Origin of the sequence: Enterobacter sp. SES19, assembly GCF_011765665.1 — a bacterium.
GTDB classification, from domain to species: domain Bacteria; phylum Pseudomonadota; class Gammaproteobacteria; order Enterobacterales; family Enterobacteriaceae; genus Enterobacter; species Enterobacter pseudoroggenkampii.
In genome coordinates, this window is record NZ_CP050320.1 from 4240343 (window position 1) to 4267033 (window position 26691).

Here is a 26691-nt window from a genome sequence, read left to right on the forward strand (position 1 = left end):
GTGGCTTAACTCCCTATTCCCAGTAAATCGTCACGATAGTCGCCCGCCGGGTAGCGGAACGGCACAGGGCCATCGGCAATACCGTCGAGGAACTGCCGCACGCGCGGATCGCAATTCTCCTGCAGCGCCTGGGCGCTACCGTGCGCGACGATCTTTTTGTCCGCCACGATATAGGCGTAATCGGCAATGCTCAATACTTCCGGTACATCGTGAGATACCACAATGCAGGTGACGCCAAGCGCACTGTTCAGTTCAGAGATGAGCTTCACCAGCACGCCCATCGTGATGGGATCCTGTCCAACGAACGGTTCGTCAAACATGATTAAATCAGGTTCGAGTGCAATGGCTCGCGCCAGCGCGGCGCGGCGCGCCATCCCCCCGGATAGCTCTGAAGGCATCAGTTTCGCGGCGCCCCGCAAACCGACGGCTTCAAGCTTCATCATCACCGTGCTTTTCAGCAGTTCAGGCGGCAAGCTGGTATGCTCGCGCAGCGGATAGGCCACGTTATCAAAGACATTCATGTCGGTGAACAAGGCTCCAGACTGAAAGAGCATGCTCATGCGTTTGCGGACAGTATACAGGCGCGAGCGTGACATCTCCGGGATGTTTTCGCCATCAAAGAGAATTTCACCGCTATCCGGTGGGATCTGCCCACCAATAAGGCGCAACAGGGTCGTTTTACCGATCCCGGACGGCCCCATGATGGCAGTGATCTTGCCACGCGGTACGGTCAACGAAATATCATCAAATATCAATCTGTTGGCGCGAGAAAAACTCACACCGCGAACATCGACTAAATTCGCCATCGTTTGGCTCATTTATGGTTCCTTTATTACCCTGCTCACATTAAGGCATGCTGCCTGAATCAGCCCTCAACTCCGCATTTTTACAGAATAATAGCCGTTGAGGTTAGCGAAAGCTGGCATTTGTTTTACTTTTCCGGCGCATAAAGTCAAAATTAGGAATTCGTTACGCCTCAGACTGTATGCAGTCCAGCCATTTCCGCGCGATGGACCGACGAGTATACCTGAAGAAAGGACTTTTGATGCTTTTAGCAACAGCACTGTTAATAATTGGTTTACTTTTGGTGGTCTACAGTGCTGACCGTTTAGTGTTTGCTGCATCTATCCTGTGTCGCCTGACGGGCGTACCGCCTGTCGTCATCGGGATGACCGTGGTCAGTGTTGGAACGTCACTTCCTGAAATCATCGTCTCTGTCTCGGCATCGCTGCATGGCCAGTTAGACCTGGCAGTCGGCACTGCGATTGGCTCTAACATCGTCAATATACTCTTGATTTTAGGCCTGGCGGCACTGCTCCATCCATTTCGCGTGCATTCTGATGTTCTGCGCCGTGAATTGCCGCTAATGTTAATCGTAAGTCTGCTGGCAGGGTGCGTATTTTACGATGGTGTACTGAGCTACAGCGACGGCATTTTCTTGCTGGCGCTGGCCGTTATTTGGCTGCTCTATAGTGTTAAAATCGCCCGTCTGGCTGAAAAGCAGGGCCAGGATAGCCTCACGCGTGAGCAGGTCGCCGAACTTCCGCGAGAAGGCACGCTGCCTGTTGCCCTGCTGTGGCTTGGCGTTGCGCTGATCATCATGCCGATGGCAACGCGTATGGTCGTGGATAACGCGACGGTGCTGGCGAACTATTTCGCCATCAGTGAACTGACCATTGGCCTGACGGTGATTGCCATCGGTACCAGCCTGCCGGAGCTGGCTACGGCCATTGCGGGGGCACGCAAAGGTGAGGATGACATTGCCATTGGTAATATCATCGGTTCCAACATATTTAATATCGCCATTGTGATGGGGCTGCCGGCCCTGATTACGCCAGGGCCCTTTAATCCCCTGGCGTTCTCACGCGACTACGGCGTGATGTTATTGGTCAGCGTGATATTTGCCCTGCTCTGCTGGCGGCGGCAACGACAGATCGGCAAAGGCGCAGGCGCGCTGCTGACGGGTGGATTTATCGTATGGATGGCGATGCTGTACTGGCTCTCGCCTCTTCTCTCTGGGTAACGGAAACGCATTATGTCGCAAATAGAATTGCAGCCGGGTTTTGACTTTCAGAAAGCAGGCAAAGACGTTCTGGAGATTGAACGTGAAGGTCTGGCGCAGTTAGATCAGTACATTAATCAGGATTTTAGTCTGGCATGTGAGAAGATATTCTACTGTGCCGGCAAAGTCGTGGTGATGGGGATGGGTAAGTCCGGCCACATTGGACGCAAAATGGCGGCAACGTTTGCCAGTACCGGCACCTCGTCCTTCTTTGTGCACCCGGGGGAAGCCGCGCACGGCGATCTGGGTATGGTCACGCCGCAGGATATCGTCATCGCGCTGTCCAACTCCGGTGAGTCCAATGAGATCCTGGCGTTGATTCCGGTACTGAAGCGCCTGCAGGTGCCGCTTATTTGCATGACCAGCCGTCCGGAAAGCAGCATGGCGCGGGCGGCAGACATTCACCTGTGCGTGAAAGTGCCCAAGGAGGCCTGTCCGCTCGGCCTGGCGCCGACGTCCAGCACCACCGCCGCGCTGGTCATGGGTGATGCGCTTGCCGTCGCGCTGCTCGAAGCCCGTGGTTTTACGCCGGAAGATTTCGCGCTTTCCCACCCGGGCGGTGCGCTGGGGCGCAAGCTGCTGCTTCGGGTAAACGATATTATGCACACCGGGGATGAGATCCCTCACGTCAGTAAAGAAGCCTCCCTGCGTGATGCGCTGCTGGAAATCACCCGCAAGAATCTGGGGATGACGGTCGTGTGCGACGATCTGATGAAAATTCAGGGGATCTTCACCGATGGCGACCTGCGTCGCGTGTTCGACATGGGTGTCGATGTCCGCACGCTCGGCATTGCCGACGTGATGACGCCAGGCGGTATCCGCGTGCGTCCGGGTACGCTGGCCGTGGATGTGCTGAACCTGATGCAGTCCCGCCATATCACCTCCGTTATGGTTGCCGATGGCGACCAGTTGCTGGGTGTGGTACATATGCATGATCTGCTGCGCGCAGGCGTAGTGTAATGAAGGATAAGACAATGAGTAATGCGGGTGCATCCCTTGCAACCTGTTATGGTCCGGTCAGTACCCAGATGATGGCAAAGGCGGAAAACATTCGTCTGCTCATCCTGGATGTGGATGGGGTACTCTCCGACGGCCTGATTTACATGGGCAATAATGGTGAAGAGCTGAAAGCGTTTAACGTTCGCGACGGCTACGGTATCCGCTGTGCGCTCACCTCAGGTATTGAGGTGGCTATCATCACCGGGCGAAAAGCTAAACTGGTAGAAGACCGCTGTGAAACCTTAGGCATTACCCATCTGTATCAGGGGCAATCCGATAAGATGGCGGCGTTTAAGGATTTACTGGGTAAACTGGCTATCGCACCGGAAAACGTGGCCTACGTCGGGGACGATCTGATTGACTGGCCCGTGATGGCTGAAGTTGGGCTTAGCATCGCCGTTGCCGATGCGCATCCGCTGCTGATCCCGCGCGCTGACTACGTTACCCACATCAACGGGGGCCGCGGTGCCGTACGTGAAGTCTGCGATCTGCTCCTGCTGGCGCAGGGCAAGCTTGATGAGGCCAAAGGGCAATCGATATGAGTAAAACCAGACGTTGGATTATCATTTTGCTTTCGCTTGTCGCACTGGTATTGATTGGCGTGAACCTTGCCGATCGCGACGATACGCAAACGGAAGTGATCAACAATAACGATCCAACCTATAAAAGCGATCACAGCGACACCGTGGTCTACAGCCCTGAAGGCGCGCTGAACTATCGCCTGATTGCCCAGCATGTTGAATATTTTTCAGATGACGGTATTTCGTGGTTTACCCAACCTGTCATGACCACATTTGATAAGGACAAAGTGCCGACGTGGTCAATTAAGTCAGATCGGGCAAAACTGACAAATGACCGTATGCTTTATCTGTATGGCCACGTTGAAGTCAACGCCCTGACCGCTGACTCGCAGCTACGAAAAATTACGACGGATAATGCCCAGATCAACCTGGTAACCCAGGACGTGACGTCGCAGGATCTGGTCACACTGTATGGCACAACATTTAATTCCAGCGGTTTGAGAATGCGCGGGAACTTACGCAGCAAAAACGCCGAGCTGATTGAAAAGGTTAGAACCTCCTATGAAATTCAAAACAAACAAACTCAGCCTTAAAGTAATTATCGCCAGCGCGATGCTGGCGACCAGTCTCCCCGCGCTTGCTGTAACGGGCGATACCGACCAACCGATCCATATCGAGTCCGATACCCAGTCTCTCGATATGCAGGGCAATGTCGTCACCTTCACGGGTAACGTCGTCATGACTCAGGGCACCATCAAAATTAACGCCGACAAAGTGGTCGTGACCCGTCCGGGTGGCGAGCAGGGCAAAGAGATCATTGATGGTTACGGTAACCCGGCCACCTTCTACCAGATGCAGGACAATGGCAAGCCGGTGAAAGGTCACGCTACGCACATGCACTATGAGCTGGCGAAGGACCTGGTCATCCTGACCGGTAATGCGTACCTGGAACAGCTGGACAGCAACATTACCGGCGACCAGATTACCTATCTGGTAAAAGAGCAAAAAATGCAGGCCTCCAGCGAGAAAGGCAAACGCGTCACCACCGTACTGGTTCCGTCGCAGCTGCAGGACAAAGGCAAAGGCCAGGCCCCGGCACAGAAGAAGAGTAACTAATTCGTTATGGCAACATTAACTGCAAAAAATCTCGCAAAGGCCTATAAGGGCCGCCGTGTCGTAGAAGATGTCAGTCTGACCGTCAACTCCGGCGAAATTGTAGGGCTGCTTGGCCCTAACGGTGCGGGTAAAACCACCACTTTCTACATGGTCGTTGGCATTGTGCCGCGCGATGCCGGCAACATTGTCATTGACGATGAAGACATCAGTCTTCTGCCGCTGCACGCGCGCGCGCGTCGCGGGATCGGCTACCTGCCGCAGGAAGCCTCCATTTTCCGTCGTCTTAGCGTTTACGATAACCTGATGGCGGTCCTGCAAATTCGTAACGATCTGACCAGCGAACAGCGTCAGGATCGTGCCAACGAGCTGATGGAAGAGTTCCACATTGAGCATCTGCGCGACAGCCTCGGTCAGGCTCTCTCCGGGGGCGAACGCCGTCGTGTTGAGATTGCCCGTGCGCTGGCCGCAAACCCGAAGTTTATTCTTCTGGATGAACCGTTTGCGGGCGTTGACCCGATCTCGGTTATCGACATTAAACGTATCATTGAACACCTGCGTGACAGCGGGCTTGGCGTACTGATCACCGACCACAACGTCCGTGAAACGCTGGCCGTGTGTGAACGCGCGTATATTGTGAGCCAGGGCAATCTGATCGCCCACGGTACGCCGCAGCAGATCCTCGAAGACGATCATGTTAAGCGCGTCTATCTTGGGGAAGACTTCAGACTCTGATAGGGTAGAGGTAACGTAACGCCGAACCGGAGAAAAATGCTCTGAACATGAAGCAAGGTTTGCAATTAAGGCTCAGCCAACAACTGGCGATGACGCCGCAGCTACAGCAGGCAATTCGCCTGTTGCAACTGTCCACGTTAGAACTTCAGCAGGAGCTCCAGCAGGCGCTGGACAGCAACCCCCTGCTGGAACAAACCGATCTTCATGACGAGGTAGATACCCAGCAATCGCAGGATACAGAAGCGCTCGACACCGCGGATGCACTCGAACAAAAAGAGATGCCGGACGAGCTTCCGCTGGATGCCAGCTGGGATGAAATCTACACCGCCGGAACCCCTTCCGGTACGCGTGCAGACTACCAGGATGATGAGCTACCGGTCTACCAGGGCGAAACCACCCAGTCACTGCAGGATTACCTGATGTGGCAGGTGGAACTTACTCCCTTCTCCGATACCGACCGCGCGATTGCCACCTCAATTGTCGATGCCGTTGACGACACTGGCTATTTGACCGTCACGCTGGACGATATTCTGGAAAGCATGGGCGACGACGAGATAGAGCTTGAGGAAGTTGAAGCCGTTCTGAAGCGCATCCAGCGTTTCGATCCGGTAGGCGTGGCCGCAAAAGATCTGCGCGACTGCCTGCTGATCCAGCTTTCTCAATTCAGCAAAGAGACGCCGTGGCTCGACGAGGCGCGCTTAATCATCAGCGATCATCTGGATCTGCTGGCGAACCACGATTTCCGCTCCCTGATGCGCGTCACGCGCCTGAAGGAAGAAGTGCTGAAAGAAGCGGTGAATCTGATCCAGTCGCTCGATCCGCGCCCGGGACAGTCGATCCAGACCAGCGAGCCCGAGTACGTCATCCCGGATGTACTGGTCAGAAAACACAATGACCGCTGGGTCGTTGAACTGAATTCAGACAGCATCCCTCGTCTGCAAATCAACCAGCAGTATGCCTCCATGTGCACCAGCGTGCGTAACGACTCCGACAATCAATATATTCGTAGCAATTTGCAGGAAGCGCGATGGCTGATCAAAAGTCTGGAGAGCCGAAATGATACGCTGCTTCGCGTCAGCCGCTGTATTGTCGAACAGCAGCAGGCGTTCTTTGAGCAGGGCGAAGAGTATATGAAACCGATGGTACTGGCGGATATCGCCCAGGCCGTCGAAATGCATGAATCAACCATTTCCCGTGTCACCACGCAGAAGTATCTGCACAGTCCACGCGGTATTTTTGAGCTTAAGTATTTCTTCTCCAGCCATGTGAATACCGAGGGCGGCGGCGAAGCGTCGTCAACGGCCATTCGTGCCCTGGTGAAGAAGTTGATCGCCGCGGAGAATCCCGCGAAGCCACTAAGCGACAGTAAGTTAACCACCATGCTGTCCGATCAGGGTATTATGGTGGCACGTCGTACTGTTGCGAAGTATCGAGAGTCTTTATCCATTCCGCCGTCCAACCAGCGTAAACAGCTGGTCTGACACAACCGATAAGGAAGACACTATGCAGCTCAACATCACTGGACAAAACGTCGAAATTACTGAGGCTTTACGCGACTTTGTGAACGCGAAGTTTGCAAAACTCGAGCAGTATTTCGAAAGGATCAATCAGGTCTATATTGTGTTGAAAGTGGAGAAAGTGACTCATATCTCGGATGCCACCCTGCATGTTAACGGGGGTGAACTGCATGCCAGTGCGGAAGGGCAAGACATGTACGCTGCTATCGACGGCTTGATTGATAAGCTTGCACGACAGCTCAATAAACATAAAGATAAACTGAAACAACACTAATTGTCCGGGCAGTTAACGGGTGCAGGACGGCCTGTTGTGAAACACAACAGGCCATTTGTACAGTTAGCGCTTAGGTGAAATTATGATGAACAACGATTCCGCTCTTCAACTGAGCAATGTCCTTAACCAGGAATGTACCCGCAGTGCGGTTCACTGCCAGAGCAAAAAACGTGCGCTGGAGATCATCAGTGAACTGGCTGCAAAACAGCTGGGCCTGCCGCCGCAGGTGGTATTCGAAGCGATTCTGACCCGTGAAAAAATGGGCAGTACTGGTATCGGCAACGGCATCGCGATCCCGCACGGCAAACTGGAAGAGGATACCCTGCGTGCCGTTGGTGTGTTTGTGCAGCTTGAAACACCCATCGCCTTCGATGCCATTGATAACCAGCCCGTCGATCTCCTCTTCGCGCTGCTGGTGCCTGCCGATCAGACTAAAACCCATCTGCATACGCTGTCGCTGGTCGCAAAACGTCTGGCCGATAAAACCATTTGCCGTCGACTGCGTTCGGCCCAAAGTGATGAAGAGCTCTATCAGATTATCACTGAAGCAGAAGGCAATCAGGATGATGCATAACCAGGAGATGGCCTTCACATCTGTTGTCCTGAGGAGAAACGGAACATGGTGCTGATGATTGTCAGTGGCCGTTCAGGGTCGGGGAAATCCGTTGCTCTGCGCGCGCTGGAAGACATGGGTTTTTACTGCGTCGATAACCTGCCGGTCGTGTTATTGCCTGACCTGGCCCGTACGCTTGCGGAGAGGCAAACCTCTGCCGCCGTCAGCATCGACGTCCGTAACATGCCTGAATCGCCAGAGATCTTCGAGCAGGCCATGAGCAACCTGCCTGATGCGTTCTCGCCTCAGCTGCTTTTCCTTGATGCAGACCGCAATACGCTGATCCGTCGCTACAGCGATACCCGTCGCTTGCACCCGCTTTCCAGTAAGAACCTCTCACTGGAGAGCGCGATCGATGAAGAGAGCGATCTGCTGGAGCCGCTGCGCTCTCGTGCCGACCTGATTGTCGACACTTCTGAGATGTCCGTTCACGAGCTGGCGGAAATGCTGCGTACCCGACTGTTGGGCAAGCGCGAGCGCGAACTGACGATGGTGTTCGAATCCTTCGGCTTTAAGCACGGTATTCCGATTGATGCGGATTACGTTTTCGACGTGCGCTTCCTGCCGAACCCGCACTGGGATCCGAAGCTGCGCCCAATGACAGGTCTGGATAAACCCGTCGCGGCCTTCCTCGACCGGCACACAGAAGTTCACAATTTTATCTACCAGACGCGAAGCTACCTTGAGCTATGGTTACCTATGCTGGAGACAAACAATCGTAGCTACCTGACGGTGGCGATTGGCTGTACCGGCGGTAAACATCGTTCGGTTTATATCGCCGAACAGCTGGCCGACTATTTCCGCTCGCGCGGGAAGAACGTTCAGTCCCGTCATCGCACGCTGGAAAAACGTAAAACATGACCGTAAAACAAACCGTTGAGATCACCAATAAGCTGGGTATGCATGCACGCCCGGCGATGAAACTGTTTGAGCTGATGCAGGGTTTCGATGCAGAGGTTCTGCTGCGGAATGACGAAGGTACCGAAGCGGAAGCGAACAGCGTGATAGCCCTGCTAATGCTGGATTCCGCCAAAGGGCGTCAGATTGAAGTCGAAGCCACAGGACCTCAGGAAGAGGAAGCGCTGGCGGCGGTGATTGCCCTGTTTAACGCCGGATTTGACGAAGACTAACGTTCGCCCCTTCGGCGGGTGGCGCTGCGCTTACCCGCCCTACTTAAGATTGTTACGCTGCATAAAACCCTCTCCACCCAGCTGATTCATCTGGCGTAGGATCCACGCCTGACGGCTTCGCACGTACCCTGATGGGGCGCTGGCTTTAAAGCGGATGGGATTCGGTAAGACAGCGGCCAATAGTGCTGCTTCTGACATGCTCAGACGGCTGGCTGGCTTATTGAAATAACGCTGCGCGGCAGCTTCCACGCCAAAAATACCGTCGCCAAATTCAGCGACGTTGAGATAGACGGTCAGAATGCGCTTTTTGCTCCAGACCGTTTCCATCCCCAGGGTCAACCCCGCTTCCAGCCCCTTTCGCACCCAGCTGCGGCCGTCCCACAGAAACAGATTTTTGGCCGTCTGCTGCGACAAGGTTGAGGCACCGCGCACGCGGTTTTCATGGCGTTCGTTATGGGCCAGCGCCTTCTCGATGGCCGCCACGTCGAACCCCCAGTGCTCCGGGAATTTCTGGTCCTCCGCCGCGATGACCGCCAGACCCATGAACGGCGAGATCTCGTCCATGCTTACCCAGTCAGAGTGGGCAACATAGCTGAAATCGCCGCTGAGCCACGCGCCGAGCTGGCGCTCAACCATCACGGCAGAGAACGGGACTGGCATAATGCTGAACAGGGCGAGTCCACCGCCCCAAAACACCGCCAGCACCAGAACGATGCGCAACAGGGTACGTTTTACCCACGCGCCGGCACCGGATTGACGACTCATTCAGCCAACACCAGCACGCGGGCGACCAGCTTTTCGATCCCCATAGCCGCTTCTGCAATATTCTTCGCCAGCATATACGCAGGCGTGGTGACAATTTTGTTATCTTCATCAACCACAATGTCATCTACCGGGCACGGAACGTGTTCGCCCCCCATTTCCTCGACGATCTCTGCGGTATCGATATCCGTCCCGATGGTCAGGCGCAGCGGGAAATCAAAAATCTTAGGCAACATCGCCGGTGCGATACAGATAAAGCCCAGCGGTTTTCCTGCCGCATGCATAGCCTGCGACAGCGCTTTCAGATGAGGATCGATCTGACACTCCGCGCCCTGCGCAGCAAAGGTACTGAGATTTTTGGCCGCGCCAAACCCACCCGGCACAATGAGCGCATCAAGCTCTGTAGGGGCTGCCTGGATAAGAGGATGGATATCACCTCGCGCAATACGCGCGGCTTCAATCAGTACATTACGGGTTTCCGCCATCGGCTCACCGGTCAGATGGTTAATCACATCCGCCTGATTTTTGTCTGGCGCAAAACAAATAACCTCTGCTCCCTGCTTAGCCAGGGCTAGCAGCGTAATGACGGCTTCGTGTATTTCAGAACCATCGTAAACACCGCATCCGCTCAGCACGACACCAATCTTTTTCATCATGACAATCCTTTTCTGCAACTTGCTGAAGCACATTAATAATTTTGATTAAAACGCTATGCTTCACACATTTCACTGATTCATGTAACAAACCATTTAAGATTTGCTATCTTATCTGCGTGCGGCCTAAATTTTTCAGGCGGCGCCCTTTCGAAAATAACGTTTAAAAACAGGCGCAGCCACGATTTCCCTGGTGTTGGCGCAGTATTCGCGCACCCCGGTTAATCCGGGGTCATTTTTTTCTGGCGTCAACCCAGGCTTTAAGCACCGCAACATCGTTTTGCCACTCTTGCTTCATCTCTTCAACCCAATCACCCACGTTATCTTCCCATGCAGGTAAATCAGGCGACTGAATCTGTTGACCCAGCTGCTGCAGGTGGCGTAGGCCAACCGAGCCGGCGGCACCTTTAATTTTATGTCCTTCTTCCACGATGCCCTTCTGATCACGCGCCGTCAGGTTGGATTCCAGCACGCTCAGATAGCCCGGCATCATTTTTTCGAACACCGCCAGACCATCGGTAATCAGTTTCGGGCCGACCAGATCGATGTACTGCTCCAGCATCGCGGTATCGAGTATCGTTTGGGCTTTTGCGCTATCAACAGACGTCATGGTGCTCTCCTCTTCATCACGGGTATCCCAGAACTTCTTAATCATGGCGGTCAGAGCAGGCACCGCCAGCGGCTTGCTGAGTACATCGTCCATACCGGCATCGAGATACTCTTTTTTATCTTTCAGTACGTTCGCCGTCAGAGCAACCAGCGGCGGCAGTTCGTCGGCCGCGTACTGACGCGTCAGCTCGCGCGAGATATCCAGCCCGGTCATATCCGGTAACTGAATATCCAGCAGAACAAGATCGTATTCGCCGGGTTTAAACATCTCCAGCGCGGCTTTGCCGGTCATCGCGACATCCACGCTGTTGCCCAGTTTTTCCAGCACGGAGCGCGCCACGATCACGTTCAGCTCAATGTCTTCCACCAGCAGGACGTGCAGCGCAGGCAGCGGCATATCGTCATTTTCAAAGGTATCTTCTACCTCTTCCGCCACCGCCGGCGCATGGACCGTCAGCGTGAAGGTTGACCCTTTGCCCGGCTGGCTGGCAACGGTGATATCGCCCCCCATGCTCTTCGCCAGTCGTTTAGAGACCGCCAGGCCAATGCCCGTTCCGGTAGCTGGTTTTCCGCCGTTGCTGTCCTTCACCTGGTAGTACATGGCGAAGATTTTGTCCTGCTCCTCCTGCGGAATACCCATCCCGGAGTCCTCTACCTCAAAGTGCAGCATGTCGCCTTCGTCAAAGCGGATGCGCACCGCAACCTGCCCCTTCTGGGTAAATTTCACCGCGTTGCTGATAAGGTTCCACAGGATCTGGCGCAAACGCGTACCGTCAGTCACCACTTTATGCGGCAGCGGCAAGGTTGGCTCCATGACAAAACTTAGCCCCTTCTGCTGCGCCTGCAGGCCGGACAGGTTTTCCAGATCGGCAAGGAAGCTGGTGAAATCAACAGGCTGATTATCAAGCTGAACTTTACGGCGCTCCATCTTATCCATATCAATAATATCGTTGAAGATATTACCCAGCGTGACCGCCGAAACATGGATAGTCTTGAGGTATTTTTCCTGCTCTGCGGTCAGGTCGGTATCCAGCAGAATACGGCTCAGCCCGACGATGCCGTTAAGCGGCGTACGCAGCTCGTGGCTGATGGTGGAGATAAAGGTGGTCTTGTCGCGGCTGGCACGCTCAAGGGCATCCTGATAGCGCTTACGCTCGGTAATGTCGCGGCCAAAGCCCATCAGGCCATGGCGTTTCCCCACGCGGTCATAGTAGGGCACCTTACGGATCTCAAAGCAGGCTTTGCGTCCGTCCGGGTAATCCAGCCACTGTTCATAGGTCAGCGAGACGTTATGACGGAAGACTTTTTCGTCGGTCTCCATGACCTTGGCCGCCGCCTCTTCAGAGTAAACGTCCTGCGGTTTCAGGTTAATCAGCTGCTTCTCGCTTTTCCCGGTGAGCAACTCCATCGCCCGGTTACAGCCGGAAAACTCTTTATCTTCATTACGGTAAAACACCAGATCCGGCGAAGCATCGAGGAACGACCGCAGGAAAGAGGATTGCTGCTCAAGCTGGATCTGCGTGACCTCGCGCTCTTTCATTTCGATTTTCAGCTGCTCCAGCGTGGCCTGGCGCTCGGCCTCCGCCTTCTCACGATCTGAAATCTCCTGGTTCAGCTGCGCAATGTTGTCTTTAAGCTGGACGTTGAGCTTCAGGTCGCGCTCGCGCATCTCTTCCAGTTTATCGACCAGCTTAGACAAACGCTGACGGGACTCTTCCAGCTGTTCAACCACCACGGAAAGGAAATAGACCGCCCAGGGGGTAATAAGCAAGCCAAAGAAGATGGAGCGGATGACGTCGATACTCTCGACCTGACCATGCAGAACCATGGTGACGGCCATTTGCACGACAATGGCCAGAACGACCAGTGCCAGCGCAAGCAGCATAGAGAAACGCACCAGCCCAAGCTTCATCATCAGGTCGACGTAATACTGGGCAAGCATTCGAATTTGCTTCATAGAGGATCCCTTCACGACTTTATCGCTCAATAATACTCAAATTCAGGGCGAGGCGTTGAAGGTTGTGAGAAAAAGTGCGGGGTGAAACAGGAGATTAGCCTCGCTCCCGGTGAACCGGAAGCGAGGAGAGGTCAATCAGGAGCGTTTCAACAACAGCCAGAGGCTGATCAGGAGGAAACTGGCGCTTGGCAGCAGCGCACCAATTATCGGCGGAATGCCATAAACCAGCGTCAGCGGACCGAAGATCTGGTCGAGCACGTAGAACACAAAGCCGAAACTGATACCGGTCACGACGCGCACGCCCATCGGCACGCTGCGTAACGGGCCGAAGATAAACGACAGCGCCATCAGCATCATCACCGCCACGGACATCGGCTGGAAGATTTTGCTCCACATGTTGAGCTGATAACGTCCCGCATCCTGCCCGCTCGACTTCAGGTATTTCACATAGTTGTGTAAACCGCTGATGGAGAGCGCGTCTGGATCCAGCGCCACGACCCCGAGCTTATCGGGCGTCAGGTTGGTCTTCCACGTCCCGGTTACCGTCTGAGAACCCGTAATCTGTTTCGGATCGGTCAGGTTAGATTCATCAACCTGGGACAACCGCCACTGCTTATGTTCGGCGTCAAATTTCGCCGAAGAGGCGTGGCGAACGGACTCCAGACGGCGCTTGTCATCGAAAGCGTAGATGCTCACCCCACCCAGTTCGTCATTCCCCTTTACCCGCTCGATGTAGACGAAGTTTTTACCGTCTTTCGCCCATAAACCTTGTTGAGTCGAGAGCAGTGAGCCACCGTACATTGCCTGCGCACGGTAGTTACGCGCCATCTGTTCGCCCTGCGGCGCGACCCACTCGCCGATCGCCATGGTCAACAGCACCAGTGGGATCGCGGTTTTCATTACCGACAGCGCAACCTGCAAGCGGGTAAAGCCTGAGGCCTGCATAACGACCAGCTCACTACGCTGCGCCAGCATTCCCAGCCCCAGCAGCGCGCCCAGCAGGGCCGCCATCGGGAAGAAGATCTGCACATCTTTCGGCACACTGAGCAGGGTATACATCCCCGCGCCCATCGCGTCATAGCTCCCCTGCCCGGCTTTTTTCAGCTGATCGACAAATTTGATAATGCCGGAGAGCGACACCAGCATGAACAAGGTCATCATGATGGTGGTAAAAATGGTTTTACCGATATAGCGATCAAGAACGCCAAACGCCTGCATTAGATGGCTCCTTTACGCGAGAATCGGGCACGTATGCGGCGCACAGGCACCGTATCCCACAGGTTTAACCCTAGCGCCAGTAAGATGTACAGGCTGTTGACGAACCATGTCCAGACCATAGGGTCCAGCTTACCCTTCGCGCCGTTAGAACGAATCGAGGTTTGCAGCAGGAAATAGATCAGGTAAAGCAGCATCGCCGGCAGCATAGAGAGCACGCGTCCCTGGCGAGGGTTCACCACGCTCAGCGGAACGACAATCAGCGCCATCATAAACACGGTGAAGACGAGCGTAATACGCCAGTGGAACTCAGCGCGCGCTCTGTCGGTATCGGTATTCCAGAGGGTCCGCATGTCCATTTGCTCGGTATCCGTTGGATCGAGCGCCACCGCCTGATGGCCGATAATGGCCTGATAGTTCTGGAAATCCGTGATACGGAAGTCGCGCAGCATCGCGGTGCCTTCGAAACGGGTGCCTTTATTCAGCGTCACGATCTGAGAACCATCTTTGCGCTGAGCAAGCTGACCGGAATCTGCAACCACCACGGAAGGACGCGCGTTACCTTTGGGACGTAACTGCGCCAGGAAGACGTCGTTGAATTTACTGCCGTCAACGCTCTCAATAAACAGCACGGAGTTGCCGTCGGTCGCCTGCTGGAACTGCCCCTGGGCTAACGCCGCCATGCCGGGGTTGGCTTTCGCTTCGGCCAGCACTTCGTCCTGATGACGGGAAGACATGGGGCCCGCCCACATCACATTCACCGCGGCAACAATACCCGTGAACAGCGCCAGTATCATGGCCGCTTTCACCAGTACCGCTTTGCTCAGGCCACAGGCATGCATCACCGTGATTTCACTCTCGGTGTAGAGTTTCCCAAGCGTCATGAGCAGGCCAAGGAAAAGACTTAGCGGCAGGATGAGCTGCGCCATTTCCGGGATCCCTAAACCAAGCAGGGAAAGCACCAGATTTGTTGGAATTTCGCCGTCAACGGCCGCACCGAGGATCTTAACCAGCTTCTGACAGAAAAAAATCAGCAGCAGGATGAAGAGGATCGCCAGTTGGCTTTTGAGCGTCTCCCGCACCAGATATCTTATGATTATCACTTTAAATACGCCCGTAAAAACCCGTCTCTTTGCAGGAATTTCGCTTGTTTCATGGCTTAAACGTCATTTATTCTCTTGAGTCGTCGAAATCATCGCTAAGATTAAAACATCCAGCGGATTCACGCTTCAGGACTTTTTCTGACGTGTCGAAACCGTAGTAACGTAAGATTAACACGAAGTCACCACAACAGCGGACATGAGTTACGAAAGGTTTCAATTCTATCCGTAGCAGCCGCCGTTGTCTTTAAGATTCAGGAGCGTAGTGCATGGAGTTCAGTGTAAAAAGCGGTAGCCCGGAGAAACAGCGGAGTGCCTGCATCGTTGTGGGCGTCTTTGAACCACGCCGACTCTCCCCGATCGCCGAGCAACTCGATAAAATCAGTGACGGCTATATTAGCGCCCTGCTGCGCCGTGGCGAACTGGAAGGCAAACCTGGGCAGACGCTGTTACTGCACCATGTTCCGAACGTACTGTCAGAGCGTATTCTGCTGATTGGCTGCGGCAAAGAACGCGAGCTGGATGAACGTCAGTATAAGCAGGTGATTCAGAAAACAATCAATACGCTGAATGATACCGGCTCAATGGAAGCTGTCTGCTTCCTGACTGAATTGCACGTCAAAGGGCGTAACACCTACTGGAAAGTGCGTCAGGCGGTCGAAACGGCAAAAGAGAGCCTCTACAGCTTCGATCAGTTGAAGACCAATAAAAGCGAGCCGCGTCGTCCGCTGCGTAAAATGGTCTTTAACGTGCCAACCCGTCGCGAACTGACCAGCGGCGAACGCGCGATCCAGCACGGTCTGGCGATCGCAGCCGGCATTAAAGCGGCCAAAGATCTCGGCAACATGCCGCCTAACATCTGTAACGCGGCGTACCTGGCCTCTCAGGCGCGTCAGCTGGCCGACGCCTACAGCAAAAACGTCATTACCCGCGTCATCGGCGAACAGCAGATGAAAGAGCTCGGGATGCACTCTTACCTGGCGGTCGGTAACGGCTCGCAGAATGAATCCCTGATGTCCGTCATCGAGTACAAGGGCAACCCGGCCGAAGACGCGCGCCCTGTCGTGCTGGTCGGTAAAGGCCTGACCTTCGATTCCGGCGGTATCTCCATCAAGCCTGCCGAAGGCATGGACGAGATGAAATACGATATGTGCGGCGCGGCGGCGGTTTACGGCGTGATGCGCATGGTCGCTGAACTTCAGCTGCCGATTAACGTTATCGGCGTACTGGCGGGCTGCGAAAACATGCCTGGCGGGCGTGCTTATCGTCCGGGTGACGTGCTGACCACCATGTCCGGCCAGACCGTTGAAGTGCTGAACACCGACGCCGAAGGCCGTCTGGTGCTGTGTGACGTGCTGACCTACGTTGAGCGCTTCGAGCCTGAAGCGGTAATTGACGTCGCCACCCTCACCGGTGCCTGCGTGATTGCGCTGGGTCACCACATCACCGGCCTGATGTCGAACCACAATCCGCTGGCGCACGAGCTTATCGGCGCCTCGGAACAGGCCGGTGACCGCGCATGGCGTCTGCCGTTGGGTGACGAATATCAGGAGCAGCTGGAGTCTAACTTCGCGGATATGGCAAACATCGGTGGACGTCCTGGCGGGGCGATCACCGCGGGCTGCTTCCTGGCACGCTTCACCCGCAAGTACAACTGGGCGCACCTGGATATCGCGGGCACCGCATGGCGCTCCGGCAAAGCCAAAGGCGCAACCGGTCGTCCAGTGGCGCTGCTGTCGCAGTTCCTGCTCAATCGTGCGGGTTTTAACGGCGACGAGTGATGTAAAACGCCGGGTGGCGGCTTCGCCTTACCCGGCCTACAGCGTCACTCAACCGTAGGCCGGGTAAGCGTAGCGCCACCCGGCTTTGCATTTAAATCCACGACAAGAAGCCCCATATATGAAGAATGCAACGTTCTACCTTCTGGACAACGACACCCATCAGGATGGCCTCAGCGCCGTCGAACAGCTGGTGTGTGAAATTGCCGCAGAACGTTGGCGCGCAGGTAAACGCGTTCTGATTGCCTGTGAAGATGAACAGCAGGCCATTCGCCTTGATGAGGCGCTGTGGGCGCGTCCGCCGGAGAGTTTTGTCCCGCATAACCTGTCGGGCGAAGGCCCGCGCGGTGGAGCACCGGTTGAAATTGCCTGGCCGCAAAAGCGCAACAGCAGCGCGCGCGATATTCTGATTAGCCTGCGGATAGATTTTGCAGATTTTGCCACCGCTTTCACAGAAGTGGTAGACTTTGTCCCTTACGAAGAATCTTTGAAACAACTGGCGCGCGAACGCTATAAAGCGTACCGCCTGGCTGGTTTTAACCTGAATACGGCAACCTGGAAATAATGGAAAAGACATATAACCCACGCGATATCGAACAGCCGCTTTACGAGCACTGGGAACAGCAGGGCTATTTCAAGCCTAACGGCGACGAAAGCAAAGAGTCCTTCTGCATCATGATCCCGCCGCCGAACGTCACCGGCAGTTTGCATATGGGTCATGCTTTCCAGCAGACCATCATGGACACCATGATCCGCTACCAGCGCATGCAGGGTAAAAACACCTTGTGGCAGGCGGGGACTGACCACGCGGGTATCGCGACCCAGATGGTGGTTGAGCGTAAAATTGCCGCTGAAGAAGGAAAAACCCGCCACGACTACGGTCGCGACGCGTTCATCGACAAAATCTGGCAGTGGAAAGCGGAATCCGGCGGCACCATTACCCGTCAGATGCGCCGTCTCGGCAACTCCGTGGACTGGGAGCGCGAGCGCTTCACCATGGACGAAGGCCTGTCCAACGCCGTGAAAGAAGTCTTCGTGCGCCTGTATAAAGAAGATCTGATTTACCGTGGCAAGCGCCTGGTAAACTGGGATCCGAAACTGCGCACCGCCATCTCTGACCTGGAAGTGGAAAACCGCGAGTCTAAAGGCTCCATGTGGCACATCCGCTATCCGCTGGCCGATGGCGCAAAAACCGCCGACGGTAAAGATTACCTGGTGGTCGCAACCACCCGTCCGGAAACCCTGCTGGGCGATACCGGCGTGGCCGTTAACCCGGAAGATCCACGTTATAAAGATCTGATCGGCAAATTCGTGGTGCTGCCGCTGGTAAACCGCCGTATTCCGATTGTGGGCGACGAACACGCCGACATGGAAAAAGGCACCGGCTGCGTAAAAATCACCCCTGCGCACGACTTTAACGACTATGAAGTCGGTCGTCGTCACGCCCTGCCAATGATCAACATCCTGACCTTTGACGGTGATATCCGTGAAAGCGCAGAAGTGTATGACACCAAAGGCGAAGAGTCTGACGTTTACTCCAGCGACATCCCGGCGGAGTTCCAGAAGCTGGAACGCTTTGCCGCGCGTAAAGCGATCGTGGCTGCCGTCGACGCACTCGGCCTGCTGGAAGAGATCAAACCTCATGATCTGACCGTGCCGTACGGCGACCGTGGCGGCGTGGTGATCGAGCCAATGCTGACCGACCAGTGGTACGTGCGTGCCGACGTGCTGGCGAAACCGGCTGTTGAAGCGGTTGAGAACGGCAGCATTCAGTTCGTGCCGAAGCAGTACGAAAACATGTACTTCTCCTGGATGCGCGATATTCAGGACTGGTGTATCTCCCGTCAGCTGTGGTGGGGTCACCGTATCCCGGCATGGTACGACAACGACGGCAACGTCTACGTTGGCCGCACCGAAGACGAAGTGCGTCAGGAAAACAACCTGAGCGCGGACGTTGCCCTGCGTCAGGACGAAGACGTGCTGGATACCTGGTTCTCCTCCGCGCTGTGGACCTTCTCCACCCTCGGCTGGCCAGAAAACACCGACGCGCTGCGTCAGTTCCACCCGACCAGCGTGATGGTGTCCGGCTTCGACATTATCTTCTTCTGGATTGCCCGCATGATCATGATGACCATGCACTTCATCAAAGACGAAGACGGCAAGCCGCAGGTTCCGTTCCATACCGTCTACATGACTGGTCTGATCCGCGACGACGAAGGCCAGAAGATGTCCAAGTCCAAGGGTAACGTGATTGACCCGCTGGACATGGTTGACGGTATCTCTCTGGAAGAGCTGCTGGAAAAACGTACCGGTAACATGATGCAGCCGCAGCTGGCGGAGAAAATCCGCAAGCGCACCGAGAAGCAGTTCCCGAACGGGATCGAGTCTCACGGTACCGACGCCCTGCGCTTCACCCTGGCGGCACTGGCCTCTACCGGCCGTGACATCAACTGGGACATGAAGCGTCTGGAAGGTTACCGTAACTTCTGTAACAAGCTGTGGAACGCCAGCCGCTTCGTGCTGATGAACACCGAAGATCAGGATTGCGGCTTCAACGGCGGAGAAATGACCCTGTCTCTGGCGGACCGCTGGATCCTGGCGGAATTCAACCAGACGGTGAAAGCGTTCCGCGAGGCGCTGGACAGCTACCGCTTCGATATCGCGGCGGGCATCCTGTATGAATTCACCTGGAACCAGTTCTGCGACTGGTATCTGGAGCTGGCGAAGCCGGTGATGAACGGCGGTACTGAGGCGGAACTGCGCGGCACGCGCAACACGCTGATTACCGTTCTGGAAGGTCTGCTGCGCCTGGCGCATCCGGTCATTCCATTTATCACCGAAACCATCTGGCAGCGCGTGAAGGTGATTGCAGGCATCAACGCTGACACCATCATGCTGCAGCCGTTCCCGGAATTCGATGCGGCTAAGGTTGATGAAGCGGCGTCCGCGGATACCGAGTGGCTGAAACAGGCGATCGTGGCGGTGCGTAACATTCGTGCTGAAATGAACATCGCCCCGGGCAAACCGCTGGAATTGCTGCTGCGCGGCTGCAGCGAAGCGGCTGTTCGTCGCGTCACCGAGAACAACACTTTCCTGAAGACCATGGCGCGTCTGGAAAGCATCACCGTGCTGCCTGCGGATGACAAAGGTCCGGTTTCCGTGACCAAAATCATCGACGGCGCCGAGCTGCTGATCCCAATGGCAGGTCTGATCGACAAAGACGCTGAGCTGGCTCGTCTGGCGAAAGAAGTGGCGAAAGTCGACGTGGAAATTGGCAAAATCGAAGGCAAGCTGGCGAACGAAGGCTTTGTCGCCCGCGCGCCGGAAGCGGTCATCGCGAAAGAGCGTGAGCGTCTGGTTGCCTTCGCCGATGCGAAGACCAAGCTGATTGAGCAGCAGGCGGTTATCGCCGCGCTGTAATGCTTTTACCCCTTACGCTTCAGGGCGTAAGGGGTAACCTTCCTGAAAACTCCTCGCTTGCACTCCCCCTTCTGCGGTGCTATTAACAGCAGTTATGTGTCAATTTTTGTAATGAGTAATGCTATGAGCGTGATTACCCCCGTCGCGACGACGATGCGTCGGATCACTGAGCAGGATAACCCGGCTATCGCCGCCGTTATTCGCACCGTTTCTGCCGAATATGGCCTGACGGCTGACAAAGGCTACACGGTTGCGGACCCGAACCTGGACGCGCTTTTCCAGCTCTACAGCCAGCCAGGGCATGCCTACTGGGTAATCGAGCAGAATGGCCAGGTGGTGGGCGGTGGCGGCGTGGCGCCCCTCAGCTGCAGCGAGCCGGACATCTGCGAGCTGCAGAAAATGTATTTCCTGCCAGCGGCGCGCGGACAAGGACTGGCAAAAAAGCTGGCGCTGATGGCGCTGGACCACGCGCGCAAGCAGGGCTTTACCCGGTGCTACCTGGAAACGACCGCCTTCCTCAAAGAGGCCATCGGCCTGTATGAACATCTGGGCTTTGAGCATATCGATGCGCCGCTGGGCTGTACCGGCCATGTTGATTGCGAAGTCAGGATGCTGAAAAGTCTGTAAATATCTTTGCTGCCCCCTTCTGTTAAGCGGCGCTGAACTGAATACTCTACACTCTCAGTTCACACCACAACGGGGGAAACACGATGTCAAAGATAAAAAGCTACGCCGCACCGCAGGCGGGTGCAGAACTTGAGCTGTACGAGTACGACGCGGGCGAACTAAAAGCAGAAGACGTCGAAGTACAGGTTGATTACTGCGGGATCTGCCACTCGGATCTCTCGATGATCGACAACGAATGGGGCTTTTCAAGCTATCCACTGATTGCCGGGCACGAGGTCATTGGCCGCGTCGTGGCGCTCGGTAGCGCCGCGCAGGACAAAGGGCTGAAAGTGGGCCAGCGCGTAGGCATTGGCTGGACAGCGCGCAGCTGTGGTCACTGCGATGCCTGTATCAGCGGTAATCAGATCAACTGCCTCGAAGGCGCCGTTCCCACCATTCTGAACAAAGGCGGTTTCGCCGACAAGCTGCGCGCCGACTGGCAATGGGTCATCCCGCTGCCGGACAGCATTGATATCGAATCCGCCGGTCCGCTGCTGTGCGGCGGTATCACCGTCTTCAAACCCCTGCTGATGCACCATATCACCGCCACCAGCCGCGTGGGCGTCATCGGTATTGGTGGCCTTGGGCATATCGCCATCAAGCTGCTGCACGCGATGGGCTGCGAAGTCACGGCGTTCAGCTCGAACCCGGCGAAAGAGAAAGAAGTGCTGGCGATGGGTGCGGATAAAGTCGTGAACAGCCGCGATCCTGAAGCACTGAACGCGCTGGCGGGTCAGTTTGACCTGATCATCAACACCGTTAACGTCGATCTCAACTGGCAGCCGTACTTTGAAGCGCTGGCCTATGGCGGTAACTTCCATACCGTAGGTGCCGTGATGAAGCCGCTGCCGGTTCCGGCGTTTACCCTGATCGGCGGCGATCGCAGCGTGTCAGGCTCCGCGACCGGTACGCCGTTTGAGTTGCGCAAGCTGATGAAGTTTGCCGGACGCACCAAAGTGGCCCCGACCACCGAACTCTATCCGATGTCGAAAATCAACGAAGCAATCCAGCACGTGCGTGACGGCAAAGCCCGCTACCGCGTGGTGTTGAAAGCGGATTTCTGATGTGAGTTTGCCGGGTGGCGGCTTCGCCTTACCCGGCCTACTTTCACTGCTACGCCAATTCGTTAAATACTTCCGCTACCGCGACCGCTCCCGGATCCATCACCCCATCCAGGTTCTCTTTATTGACATACGACGAGCGTCCCGCGCCGGCTTTCGCCATTTTCGACGTTGCTTCTGCGCCCTGCAGCGCGGCCTGCGCTGCCGCCTGAATATTGCCTTTCTGTAACGCCTCCAGCGCCGGTTGCAGCGCATCGATCAGCGTGCGATCGCCAAGATCCGCTCCGCCGTACTGCTTCATCTGCGCCAGTCCGCTCAACAGCGCATCCGGCAGGGCGTGTCCGTCATGCAGCTTTTGTCCGGCCGCCGTAAAGAAGATCGACATCAATACGCCGCTCGATCCGCCCATCACCGTTGCAAGCCGCTCGCCAACCAGCAGCAGCAGCTTAGGCACGTCATTAAGCGGGAGCGTGTTCTGCTCCAGACGCTGCGCAATATCCCGCGCCCCTTGCGCAAAGGTGGAGCCGGTATCACCGTCGCCCACTTTGGCATCCAGCGCGTTCAGGCGGTTTTCCAGCTGGATCAGCGTTGTCGACACGGAGGAGACAAATGCACGCACCTGCGGATTGTCAGAGGGGGTATACTCCACACGGTCATGAATGGCGCTATGCGCCACGGTGCGCAGCGGCGCAAACGCCACGGGCTTCTGCCAGCCCAGCGTTTCAACCTCGGCGTGAATCGCCTTTTCGAAGAAATCGTTGAGCTTCAGCAGCGTGAGCGAAAAGCCCTTCATGTCCAGCGCGCTCACCAGCGGCGCGGGGCCTATCAGATACGCGATCTCCTCTTTCAGCGCCGAATGCGCCAGCTCTTTGGTCAGCAGCGCCATCTCCAGCGCCGATACGCCGCCAAGATTGTTAATCAATACCGCAAAGCGCCCCTCTCCCGCCTGCGCGCGTAGCGGCGTCACCAGCGTGTCGATAATCGCTTTGCTGTTCTGCGTATCTACGACGGAAGCGCCGGGCTCGCCGTGAATGCCCAGACCCAGCTCGACGTGGCCTTGCTTAATGCGCCCCTCTTCATCGTCGCTGCCCGGCAGGTTACAGGTTTGCATCGCCACGCCCAGGCTCCAGAGGTTGTCGCAGGCCTGTTGCGCAATCTCCCGCACCTCGCTCAACGATTTCCCCTGTTCCGCCGCATAGCCCGCAATCTTATGCACCAGTGCCGTACCGGCAATACCGCGCGGCTGCTTGTTGTCCGGCAGCGCGATATCGTCCGCCACGATCACCATCTCCACCTTAAGACCGTAGCGTTTGGCCTTTTCTGCCGCCAGACCAAAGTTCAGGCGATCGCCGGTGTAGTTTTTGACGATCAGCAGACAGCCGCGATCGCCCGTGACCGCCACAATGGCATTCAGCACCGCATCCACGCTCGGCGAGGCAAACAGATCGCCACATACCGCCGCCGTCAGCATCCCTTTGCCGACAAACCCGGCGTGTGCGGGTTCGTGGCCTGAGCCTCCGCCGGAGATCACTGCCACGCGGCTTTTGTCCCAGTCGCCGCGTGCGACGATCCTGATGGCCGGATCGATATCAAGCTTGACGAGATTGGCATGTGGCGCAGAAAGCAGTATGCCTTCAATGGCATCGTTGACCAGCTGTTTGCGATCGTTAAAGAAGAATCTGGACATAGTTTCCCACTATTTTGTGAACCGTATGCAAAAGCATAGTCCGCGCTGGATAATGCGCCGCAAAGTCAGGAATTTACTCAACCAAATTGCTATCAGGTTGCCTATACTCCACCCAGGACTAAGAGAGGAAGCGCATCATGAGTACACCATTGTTAATTGCCCGGACGCTGGAAAAAGAGCTGTATTTACTGCCCGCGATGGCGAACCGCCACGGTTTGATCACCGGCGCGACCGGGACGGGGAAAACCGTCACCCTGCAAAAGCTGGCGGAGTCGCTTTCGGAGATTGGCGTGCCGGTCTTTATGGCTGACGTGAAAGGCGATTTAACCGGTGTCGCTCAGGAAGGGACGGCCTCTGAAAAACTGCTCGAACGGCTGAAGAATATAGGCATCACGGACTGGACGCCGCATAACAATCCGGTAGTGGTGTGGGATATCTTTGGTGAGAAAGGCCATCCGGTGCGCGCCACCGTCTCCGATCTCGGCCCGCTGCTGCTGGCCCGTCTGCTTAACCTCAATGACGTGCAGTCCGGCGTGCTGAATATTATCTTCCGCATTGCCGACGATCAGGGGCTGTTGCTGCTTGATTTTAAAGATCTGCGCGCCATTACCCAATACATCGGCGATAACGCTAAATCCTTCCAGAACCAGTACGGCAACATCAGCAGCGCCTCGGTGGGCGCCATTCAGCGTGGGCTACTGACCCTGGAGCAACAGGGTGCCGAACACTTCTTTGGCGAGCCAATGCTGGATATCAAAGACTGGATGCGCACCGACAGCAGCGGCAAAGGCATCATCAACATTCTGAGTTCGGAAAAACTCTACCAGATGCCAAAGCTCTACGCCGCCAGCCTACTGTGGATGCTCTCCGAACTGTATGAACAGCTACCGGAAGCGGGCGATCTGGAAAAACCGAAGCTGGTGTTCTTCTTTGACGAGGCGCATCTGCTGTTTAACGACGCGCCGCAGGTATTGCTGGATAAAATTGAACAGGTCATTCGCCTGATCCGCTCCAAAGGCGTCGGCGTCTGGTTTGTCTCGCAAAACCCGTCGGATATCCCGGATAACGTGCTCGGTCAGCTCGGTAACCGCGTGCAGCACGCCCTGCGCGCCTTTACGCCGAAAGATCAGAAAGCGGTGAAAGCCGCCGCGCAAACCATGCGCGCCAATCCTGCCTTTGATACTGAAGCGGCGATTCAGGCGTTAGGCACTGGTGAAGCGCTGATCTCTTTCCTGGATGCGAAGGGCAGCCCGTCCGTGGTGGAACGCGCCATGGTGATTGCCCCCTGCTCGCGCATGGGGCCGGTTACCGACGATGAACGTAACGGCCTGATTAACCACTCTCCGGTTTACGGGAAGTACGAAGACGAGGTGGATCGCGAGTCCGCTTTTGAGATGCTGCAAAAAGGGGTACAGGCGACCACCGAATCGCAGGATGCGCCCGCCGCTAAAGGACAGTCTGTCGCCGTGGATGACGGTATTCTCGGAGGGCTCAAAGACATCCTGTTCGGCAGCACCGGGCCGCGTGGCGGCAAGCGCGACGGCGTGGTACAGACCATGGCGAAAAGCGCGGCGCGACAGGTCACCAATCAGATCGTGCGCGGCATGCTGGGGAGTCTGTTAGGCGGCCGTCGCCGGTAGACGGGGAATCCACGGGCGGCCCAGCGCCGAACCCTGTACACCGTTCTCCTGCAGATAGCGGTCGATTTCCACCATCCCCGTCCAGCGGTTCTCACACCATAGCGGTGCCAGAAGCGTTGGACGGCGGGCGCTGGCCGAAATACGGTGGTAGACAATTTCCGGCGGCGTGTGGCGAATCATCTCCCCCGCCGTCACTGAATAGTCCTCAAGCGCAATACCGCTTAACCGCCCCGCTTCCCAGGCTTTCGCCATAATGCTTCCCGTAACGATATGCAGCGGGTGCAGCTTAATGCCGTCCACGCCGGTCTCAACCACCTTTTCCAGCGTTTCAAGACCATGCGGTTGACCTTCACCGGGTAACCCAACAATCAGGTGCGAACAGACCTTCAGCCCGCGCTCGCGGGCCAGGCGCGTGGTGCGCTGGTAGCAGGCGAAATCATGGCCACGGTTAATACGGTGCAGGGTTTTGTCGTGCGCGGTTTGCAGGCCCAGCTCCAGCCAGATCTCGTAGCCTTGTTCTTTGTACTCGCTGAGCAGGTCCAGCACCGCGTCCGGCACGCAGTCCGGGCGCGTGCCCACGCACAGCCCAACGATGTTAGCCTGGCTGACGGCCTGCTGATACATAGAGCGCAGCACCTGCACCTCCGCCCACGTGCTGGTGTAGGCCTGGAAATAGGCCAGATATTGCTTCGCGCGGTTCACCAGGCTGGCCTGATGGGCAAGCTGTTCCGCGATAGATTTATGCTGCTGGGCTTCGTCAGCAAAGGACGCAACGTTACAGAAGGTGCAGCCGCCGCGCCCGATGGTGCCATCACGATTCGGGCAGCTAAACCCGCCGTGCAGCGTCAGCTTGTGAACCTTTTGCCCGTACCGCTGCAAAAGATCCCCACCAAACATATTGACTAATTTCTGTAACTGCATAATCTGATAGACCGTCCCGAAGAAAGGGGACAAGCCTGCCACTTTTAGCCTCTGTCGGCGATGACCTGGATCAATCGCCCTGGACGGCCTTTATCTATATGAATAAATACTCAGGATTACTGCAATTTCATTCACGCCACTCGTGATTACTTTTCCTTATGTTCTGATTGTTTTTTTCATTTATAGCGCCGCCACTGAAAAACAGTAACTTTATGCGGGTTTGAAGACAATGCCAGATTATTATTCTGCTATAAAACC

Annotated in this window: 25 protein-coding genes; 17 read left to right on the forward strand and 8 right to left on the reverse strand. The window is 55.9% G+C overall.

Features of this window, described 5'->3' with window-relative positions:
• Positions 1 to 5 precede the first annotated feature (5 nt).
• Positions 6 to 818 carry a phospholipid ABC transporter ATP-binding protein MlaF gene (gene mlaF / locus GXP72_RS20250; protein WP_024906354.1) on the reverse strand — a complete coding sequence of 271 codons (813 nt, stop codon included), beginning with the start codon at positions 816 to 818 and terminating at the stop codon, positions 6 to 8.
• A 227-nt stretch (positions 819 to 1045) separates the two neighbouring features.
• On the opposite strand from mlaF, the gene GXP72_RS20255 reads away from it, so the two are divergent.
• The 11 genes from GXP72_RS20255 to npr all read left to right on the forward strand — a co-directional run bounded on the left by GXP72_RS20255 (position 1046) and on the right by npr (position 8964).
• Positions 1046 to 2023, forward strand: a complete 978-nt coding sequence (locus GXP72_RS20255) for a calcium/sodium antiporter (RefSeq protein ID WP_023309354.1) — start codon at positions 1046 to 1048, stop codon at positions 2021 to 2023.
• Between the two features lie 12 nt (positions 2024 to 2035).
• Complete coding sequence (gene kdsD / locus GXP72_RS20260; protein ID WP_008501450.1) at positions 2036 to 3022, forward strand: arabinose-5-phosphate isomerase KdsD; 987 nt, start codon at positions 2036 to 2038, stop codon at positions 3020 to 3022.
• 14 nt (positions 3023 to 3036) lie between these two features.
• Complete coding sequence (kdsC, locus tag GXP72_RS20265; RefSeq protein ID WP_023309356.1) at positions 3037 to 3603, forward strand: 3-deoxy-manno-octulosonate-8-phosphatase KdsC; 567 nt, start codon at positions 3037 to 3039, stop codon at positions 3601 to 3603.
• On the forward strand, positions 3600 to 4175 hold the full coding sequence (lptC, locus tag GXP72_RS20270) for an LPS export ABC transporter periplasmic protein LptC (protein ID WP_024906353.1): 576 nt from the start codon (positions 3600 to 3602) through the stop codon (positions 4173 to 4175). The genes kdsC and lptC overlap by 4 nt, the downstream gene beginning before the upstream one ends.
• Positions 4144 to 4698 carry a lipopolysaccharide ABC transporter substrate-binding protein LptA gene (gene lptA, locus GXP72_RS20275; RefSeq protein ID WP_024906352.1) on the forward strand — a complete coding sequence of 185 codons (555 nt, stop codon included), beginning with the start codon at positions 4144 to 4146 and terminating at the stop codon, positions 4696 to 4698. Before lptC ends, lptA begins: the two co-directional genes overlap by 32 nt.
• A 6-nt stretch (positions 4699 to 4704) precedes the next feature.
• A complete protein-coding gene (lptB, locus tag GXP72_RS20280; protein ID WP_025756692.1) occupies positions 4705 to 5430 on the forward strand; it encodes an LPS export ABC transporter ATP-binding protein in 726 nt (241 codons plus the stop codon).
• A gap of 47 nt (positions 5431 to 5477) precedes the next feature.
• Positions 5478 to 6911, forward strand: coding sequence for an RNA polymerase factor sigma-54 (rpoN, locus tag GXP72_RS20285; RefSeq protein WP_090418872.1), 1434 nt, complete (start codon positions 5478 to 5480; stop codon positions 6909 to 6911).
• A gap of 22 nt (positions 6912 to 6933) precedes the next feature.
• A complete protein-coding gene (gene hpf, locus GXP72_RS20290; protein WP_008501444.1) occupies positions 6934 to 7221 on the forward strand; it encodes a ribosome hibernation promoting factor in 288 nt (95 codons plus the stop codon).
• Between the two features lie 82 nt (positions 7222 to 7303).
• Positions 7304 to 7795 carry a PTS IIA-like nitrogen regulatory protein PtsN gene (gene ptsN, locus GXP72_RS20295; RefSeq protein ID WP_008501443.1) on the forward strand — a complete coding sequence of 164 codons (492 nt, stop codon included), beginning with the start codon at positions 7304 to 7306 and terminating at the stop codon, positions 7793 to 7795.
• A 45-nt stretch (positions 7796 to 7840) separates the two neighbouring features.
• Positions 7841 to 8695: an RNase adapter RapZ gene (gene rapZ, locus GXP72_RS20300; protein ID WP_014885397.1), complete on the forward strand. Its 855-nt coding sequence runs from the start codon at positions 7841 to 7843 to the stop codon at positions 8693 to 8695.
• Positions 8692 to 8964 carry a PTS phosphocarrier protein NPr gene (gene npr / locus GXP72_RS20305; protein ID WP_003861872.1) on the forward strand — a complete coding sequence of 91 codons (273 nt, stop codon included), beginning with the start codon at positions 8692 to 8694 and terminating at the stop codon, positions 8962 to 8964. The genes rapZ and npr overlap by 4 nt, the downstream gene beginning before the upstream one ends.
• A gap of 39 nt (positions 8965 to 9003) precedes the next feature.
• Here npr and mtgA read toward each other — a convergent pair whose 3' ends face one another.
• The 5 genes from mtgA to lptF all read right to left on the reverse strand — a co-directional run bounded on the left by mtgA (position 9004) and on the right by lptF (position 15263).
• On the reverse strand, positions 9004 to 9729 hold the full coding sequence (mtgA, locus tag GXP72_RS20310; RefSeq protein ID WP_024906349.1) for a monofunctional biosynthetic peptidoglycan transglycosylase: 726 nt from the start codon (positions 9727 to 9729) through the stop codon (positions 9004 to 9006).
• Positions 9726 to 10379: an isoprenoid biosynthesis glyoxalase ElbB gene (gene elbB / locus GXP72_RS20315; RefSeq protein ID WP_090418875.1), complete on the reverse strand. Its 654-nt coding sequence runs from the start codon at positions 10377 to 10379 to the stop codon at positions 9726 to 9728. The genes mtgA and elbB overlap by 4 nt, the downstream gene beginning before the upstream one ends.
• Before the next feature lie 232 nt (positions 10380 to 10611).
• A complete protein-coding gene (arcB, locus tag GXP72_RS20320) occupies positions 10612 to 12945 on the reverse strand; it encodes an aerobic respiration two-component sensor histidine kinase ArcB (protein ID WP_024906347.1) in 2334 nt (777 codons plus the stop codon).
• A gap of 135 nt (positions 12946 to 13080) precedes the next feature.
• The gene (gene lptG, locus GXP72_RS20325; RefSeq protein ID WP_208763298.1) at positions 13081 to 14163 is read right to left on the reverse strand and encodes an LPS export ABC transporter permease LptG; all 1083 of its coding nucleotides are present in this window, start codon (positions 14161 to 14163) and stop codon (positions 13081 to 13083) included.
• Entirely contained in the window at positions 14163 to 15263 is a 1101-nt protein-coding gene (lptF, locus tag GXP72_RS20330; RefSeq protein ID WP_024906345.1) for an LPS export ABC transporter permease LptF, read from the reverse strand. The genes lptG and lptF overlap by 1 nt, the downstream gene beginning before the upstream one ends.
• 266 nt (positions 15264 to 15529) lie before the next feature.
• Here lptF and pepA point away from each other — a divergent pair, with 266 nt between their 5' ends.
• From pepA to GXP72_RS20355, 5 genes are all read left to right on the forward strand, one after another.
• Positions 15530 to 17041, forward strand: coding sequence for a leucyl aminopeptidase (gene pepA / locus GXP72_RS20335; protein WP_024906344.1), 1512 nt, complete (start codon positions 15530 to 15532; stop codon positions 17039 to 17041).
• A gap of 118 nt (positions 17042 to 17159) precedes the next feature.
• Positions 17160 to 17603: a DNA polymerase III subunit chi gene (holC, locus tag GXP72_RS20340; RefSeq protein ID WP_008502815.1), complete on the forward strand. Its 444-nt coding sequence runs from the start codon at positions 17160 to 17162 to the stop codon at positions 17601 to 17603.
• The gene (locus GXP72_RS20345) at positions 17603 to 20458 is read left to right on the forward strand and encodes a valine--tRNA ligase (RefSeq protein ID WP_032650401.1); all 2856 of its coding nucleotides are present in this window, start codon (positions 17603 to 17605) and stop codon (positions 20456 to 20458) included. The genes holC and GXP72_RS20345 overlap by 1 nt, the downstream gene beginning before the upstream one ends.
• Positions 20459 to 20581: 123 nt before the next feature.
• Positions 20582 to 21085: a GNAT family N-acetyltransferase gene (locus GXP72_RS20350; RefSeq protein ID WP_024906342.1), complete on the forward strand. Its 504-nt coding sequence runs from the start codon at positions 20582 to 20584 to the stop codon at positions 21083 to 21085.
• 83 nt (positions 21086 to 21168) lie between these two features.
• The gene (locus GXP72_RS20355) at positions 21169 to 22188 is read left to right on the forward strand and encodes an NAD(P)-dependent alcohol dehydrogenase (protein WP_032650403.1); all 1020 of its coding nucleotides are present in this window, start codon (positions 21169 to 21171) and stop codon (positions 22186 to 22188) included.
• A 49-nt stretch (positions 22189 to 22237) separates the two neighbouring features.
• Here GXP72_RS20355 and GXP72_RS20360 read toward each other — a convergent pair whose 3' ends face one another.
• A complete protein-coding gene (locus GXP72_RS20360) occupies positions 22238 to 23872 on the reverse strand; it encodes a dihydroxyacetone kinase subunit DhaK (RefSeq protein WP_090418881.1) in 1635 nt (544 codons plus the stop codon).
• Positions 23873 to 24009: 137 nt separating this feature from the next.
• On the opposite strand from GXP72_RS20360, the gene GXP72_RS20365 reads away from it, so the two are divergent.
• The gene (locus GXP72_RS20365) at positions 24010 to 25512 is read left to right on the forward strand and encodes a helicase HerA-like C-terminal domain-containing protein (protein WP_023309371.1); all 1503 of its coding nucleotides are present in this window, start codon (positions 24010 to 24012) and stop codon (positions 25510 to 25512) included.
• Here GXP72_RS20365 and GXP72_RS20370 read toward each other — a convergent pair.
• The gene (locus GXP72_RS20370; RefSeq protein WP_139210906.1) at positions 25492 to 26433 is read right to left on the reverse strand and encodes a TIGR01212 family radical SAM protein; all 942 of its coding nucleotides are present in this window, start codon (positions 26431 to 26433) and stop codon (positions 25492 to 25494) included. The two genes, GXP72_RS20365 and GXP72_RS20370, sit on opposite strands and share 21 nt — an antisense overlap.
• Positions 26434 to 26691: the final 258 nt, after the last annotated feature.

Excerpts from the sequence above, each read along its gene's own strand:
- ptsN (WP_008501443.1), top strand. The coding sequence starts at position 7,304 with ATGATGAACAACGATTCCGCTCTTCAACTGAGCAATGTCCTTAACCAG.
- holC (WP_008502815.1), top strand. The coding sequence starts at position 17,160 with ATGAAGAATGCAACGTTCTACCTTCTGGACAACGACACCCATCAGGAT.
- GXP72_RS20370 (WP_139210906.1), bottom strand. The coding sequence starts at position 26,433 with ATGCAGTTACAGAAATTAGTCAATATGTTTGGTGGGGATCTTTTGCAG.
- npr (WP_003861872.1), top strand. The coding sequence starts at position 8,692 with ATGACCGTAAAACAAACCGTTGAGATCACCAATAAGCTGGGTATGCAT.
- rapZ (WP_014885397.1), top strand. The coding sequence starts at position 7,841 with ATGGTGCTGATGATTGTCAGTGGCCGTTCAGGGTCGGGGAAATCCGTT.
- GXP72_RS20255 (WP_023309354.1), top strand. The coding sequence starts at position 1,046 with ATGCTTTTAGCAACAGCACTGTTAATAATTGGTTTACTTTTGGTGGTC.
- mlaF (WP_024906354.1), bottom strand. The coding sequence starts at position 818 with ATGAGCCAAACGATGGCGAATTTAGTCGATGTTCGCGGTGTGAGTTTT.
- arcB (WP_024906347.1), bottom strand. The coding sequence starts at position 12,945 with ATGAAGCAAATTCGAATGCTTGCCCAGTATTACGTCGACCTGATGATG.
- mtgA (WP_024906349.1), bottom strand. The coding sequence starts at position 9,729 with ATGAGTCGTCAATCCGGTGCCGGCGCGTGGGTAAAACGTACCCTGTTG.
- kdsC (WP_023309356.1), top strand. The coding sequence starts at position 3,037 with ATGAGTAATGCGGGTGCATCCCTTGCAACCTGTTATGGTCCGGTCAGT.
- lptB (WP_025756692.1), top strand. The coding sequence starts at position 4,705 with ATGGCAACATTAACTGCAAAAAATCTCGCAAAGGCCTATAAGGGCCGC.
- rpoN (WP_090418872.1), top strand. The coding sequence starts at position 5,478 with ATGAAGCAAGGTTTGCAATTAAGGCTCAGCCAACAACTGGCGATGACG.
- GXP72_RS20350 (WP_024906342.1), top strand. The coding sequence starts at position 20,582 with ATGAGCGTGATTACCCCCGTCGCGACGACGATGCGTCGGATCACTGAG.
- kdsD (WP_008501450.1), top strand. The coding sequence starts at position 2,036 with ATGTCGCAAATAGAATTGCAGCCGGGTTTTGACTTTCAGAAAGCAGGC.
- elbB (WP_090418875.1), bottom strand. The coding sequence starts at position 10,379 with ATGAAAAAGATTGGTGTCGTGCTGAGCGGATGCGGTGTTTACGATGGT.
- hpf (WP_008501444.1), top strand. The coding sequence starts at position 6,934 with ATGCAGCTCAACATCACTGGACAAAACGTCGAAATTACTGAGGCTTTA.
- GXP72_RS20365 (WP_023309371.1), top strand. The coding sequence starts at position 24,010 with ATGAGTACACCATTGTTAATTGCCCGGACGCTGGAAAAAGAGCTGTAT.
- GXP72_RS20355 (WP_032650403.1), top strand. The coding sequence starts at position 21,169 with ATGTCAAAGATAAAAAGCTACGCCGCACCGCAGGCGGGTGCAGAACTT.
- GXP72_RS20345 (WP_032650401.1), top strand. The coding sequence starts at position 17,603 with ATGGAAAAGACATATAACCCACGCGATATCGAACAGCCGCTTTACGAG.
- lptA (WP_024906352.1), top strand. The coding sequence starts at position 4,144 with ATGAAATTCAAAACAAACAAACTCAGCCTTAAAGTAATTATCGCCAGC.
- pepA (WP_024906344.1), top strand. The coding sequence starts at position 15,530 with ATGGAGTTCAGTGTAAAAAGCGGTAGCCCGGAGAAACAGCGGAGTGCC.
- lptC (WP_024906353.1), top strand. The coding sequence starts at position 3,600 with ATGAGTAAAACCAGACGTTGGATTATCATTTTGCTTTCGCTTGTCGCA.
- GXP72_RS20360 (WP_090418881.1), bottom strand. The coding sequence starts at position 23,872 with ATGTCCAGATTCTTCTTTAACGATCGCAAACAGCTGGTCAACGATGCC.
- lptG (WP_208763298.1), bottom strand. The coding sequence starts at position 14,163 with ATGCAGGCGTTTGGCGTTCTTGATCGCTATATCGGTAAAACCATTTTT.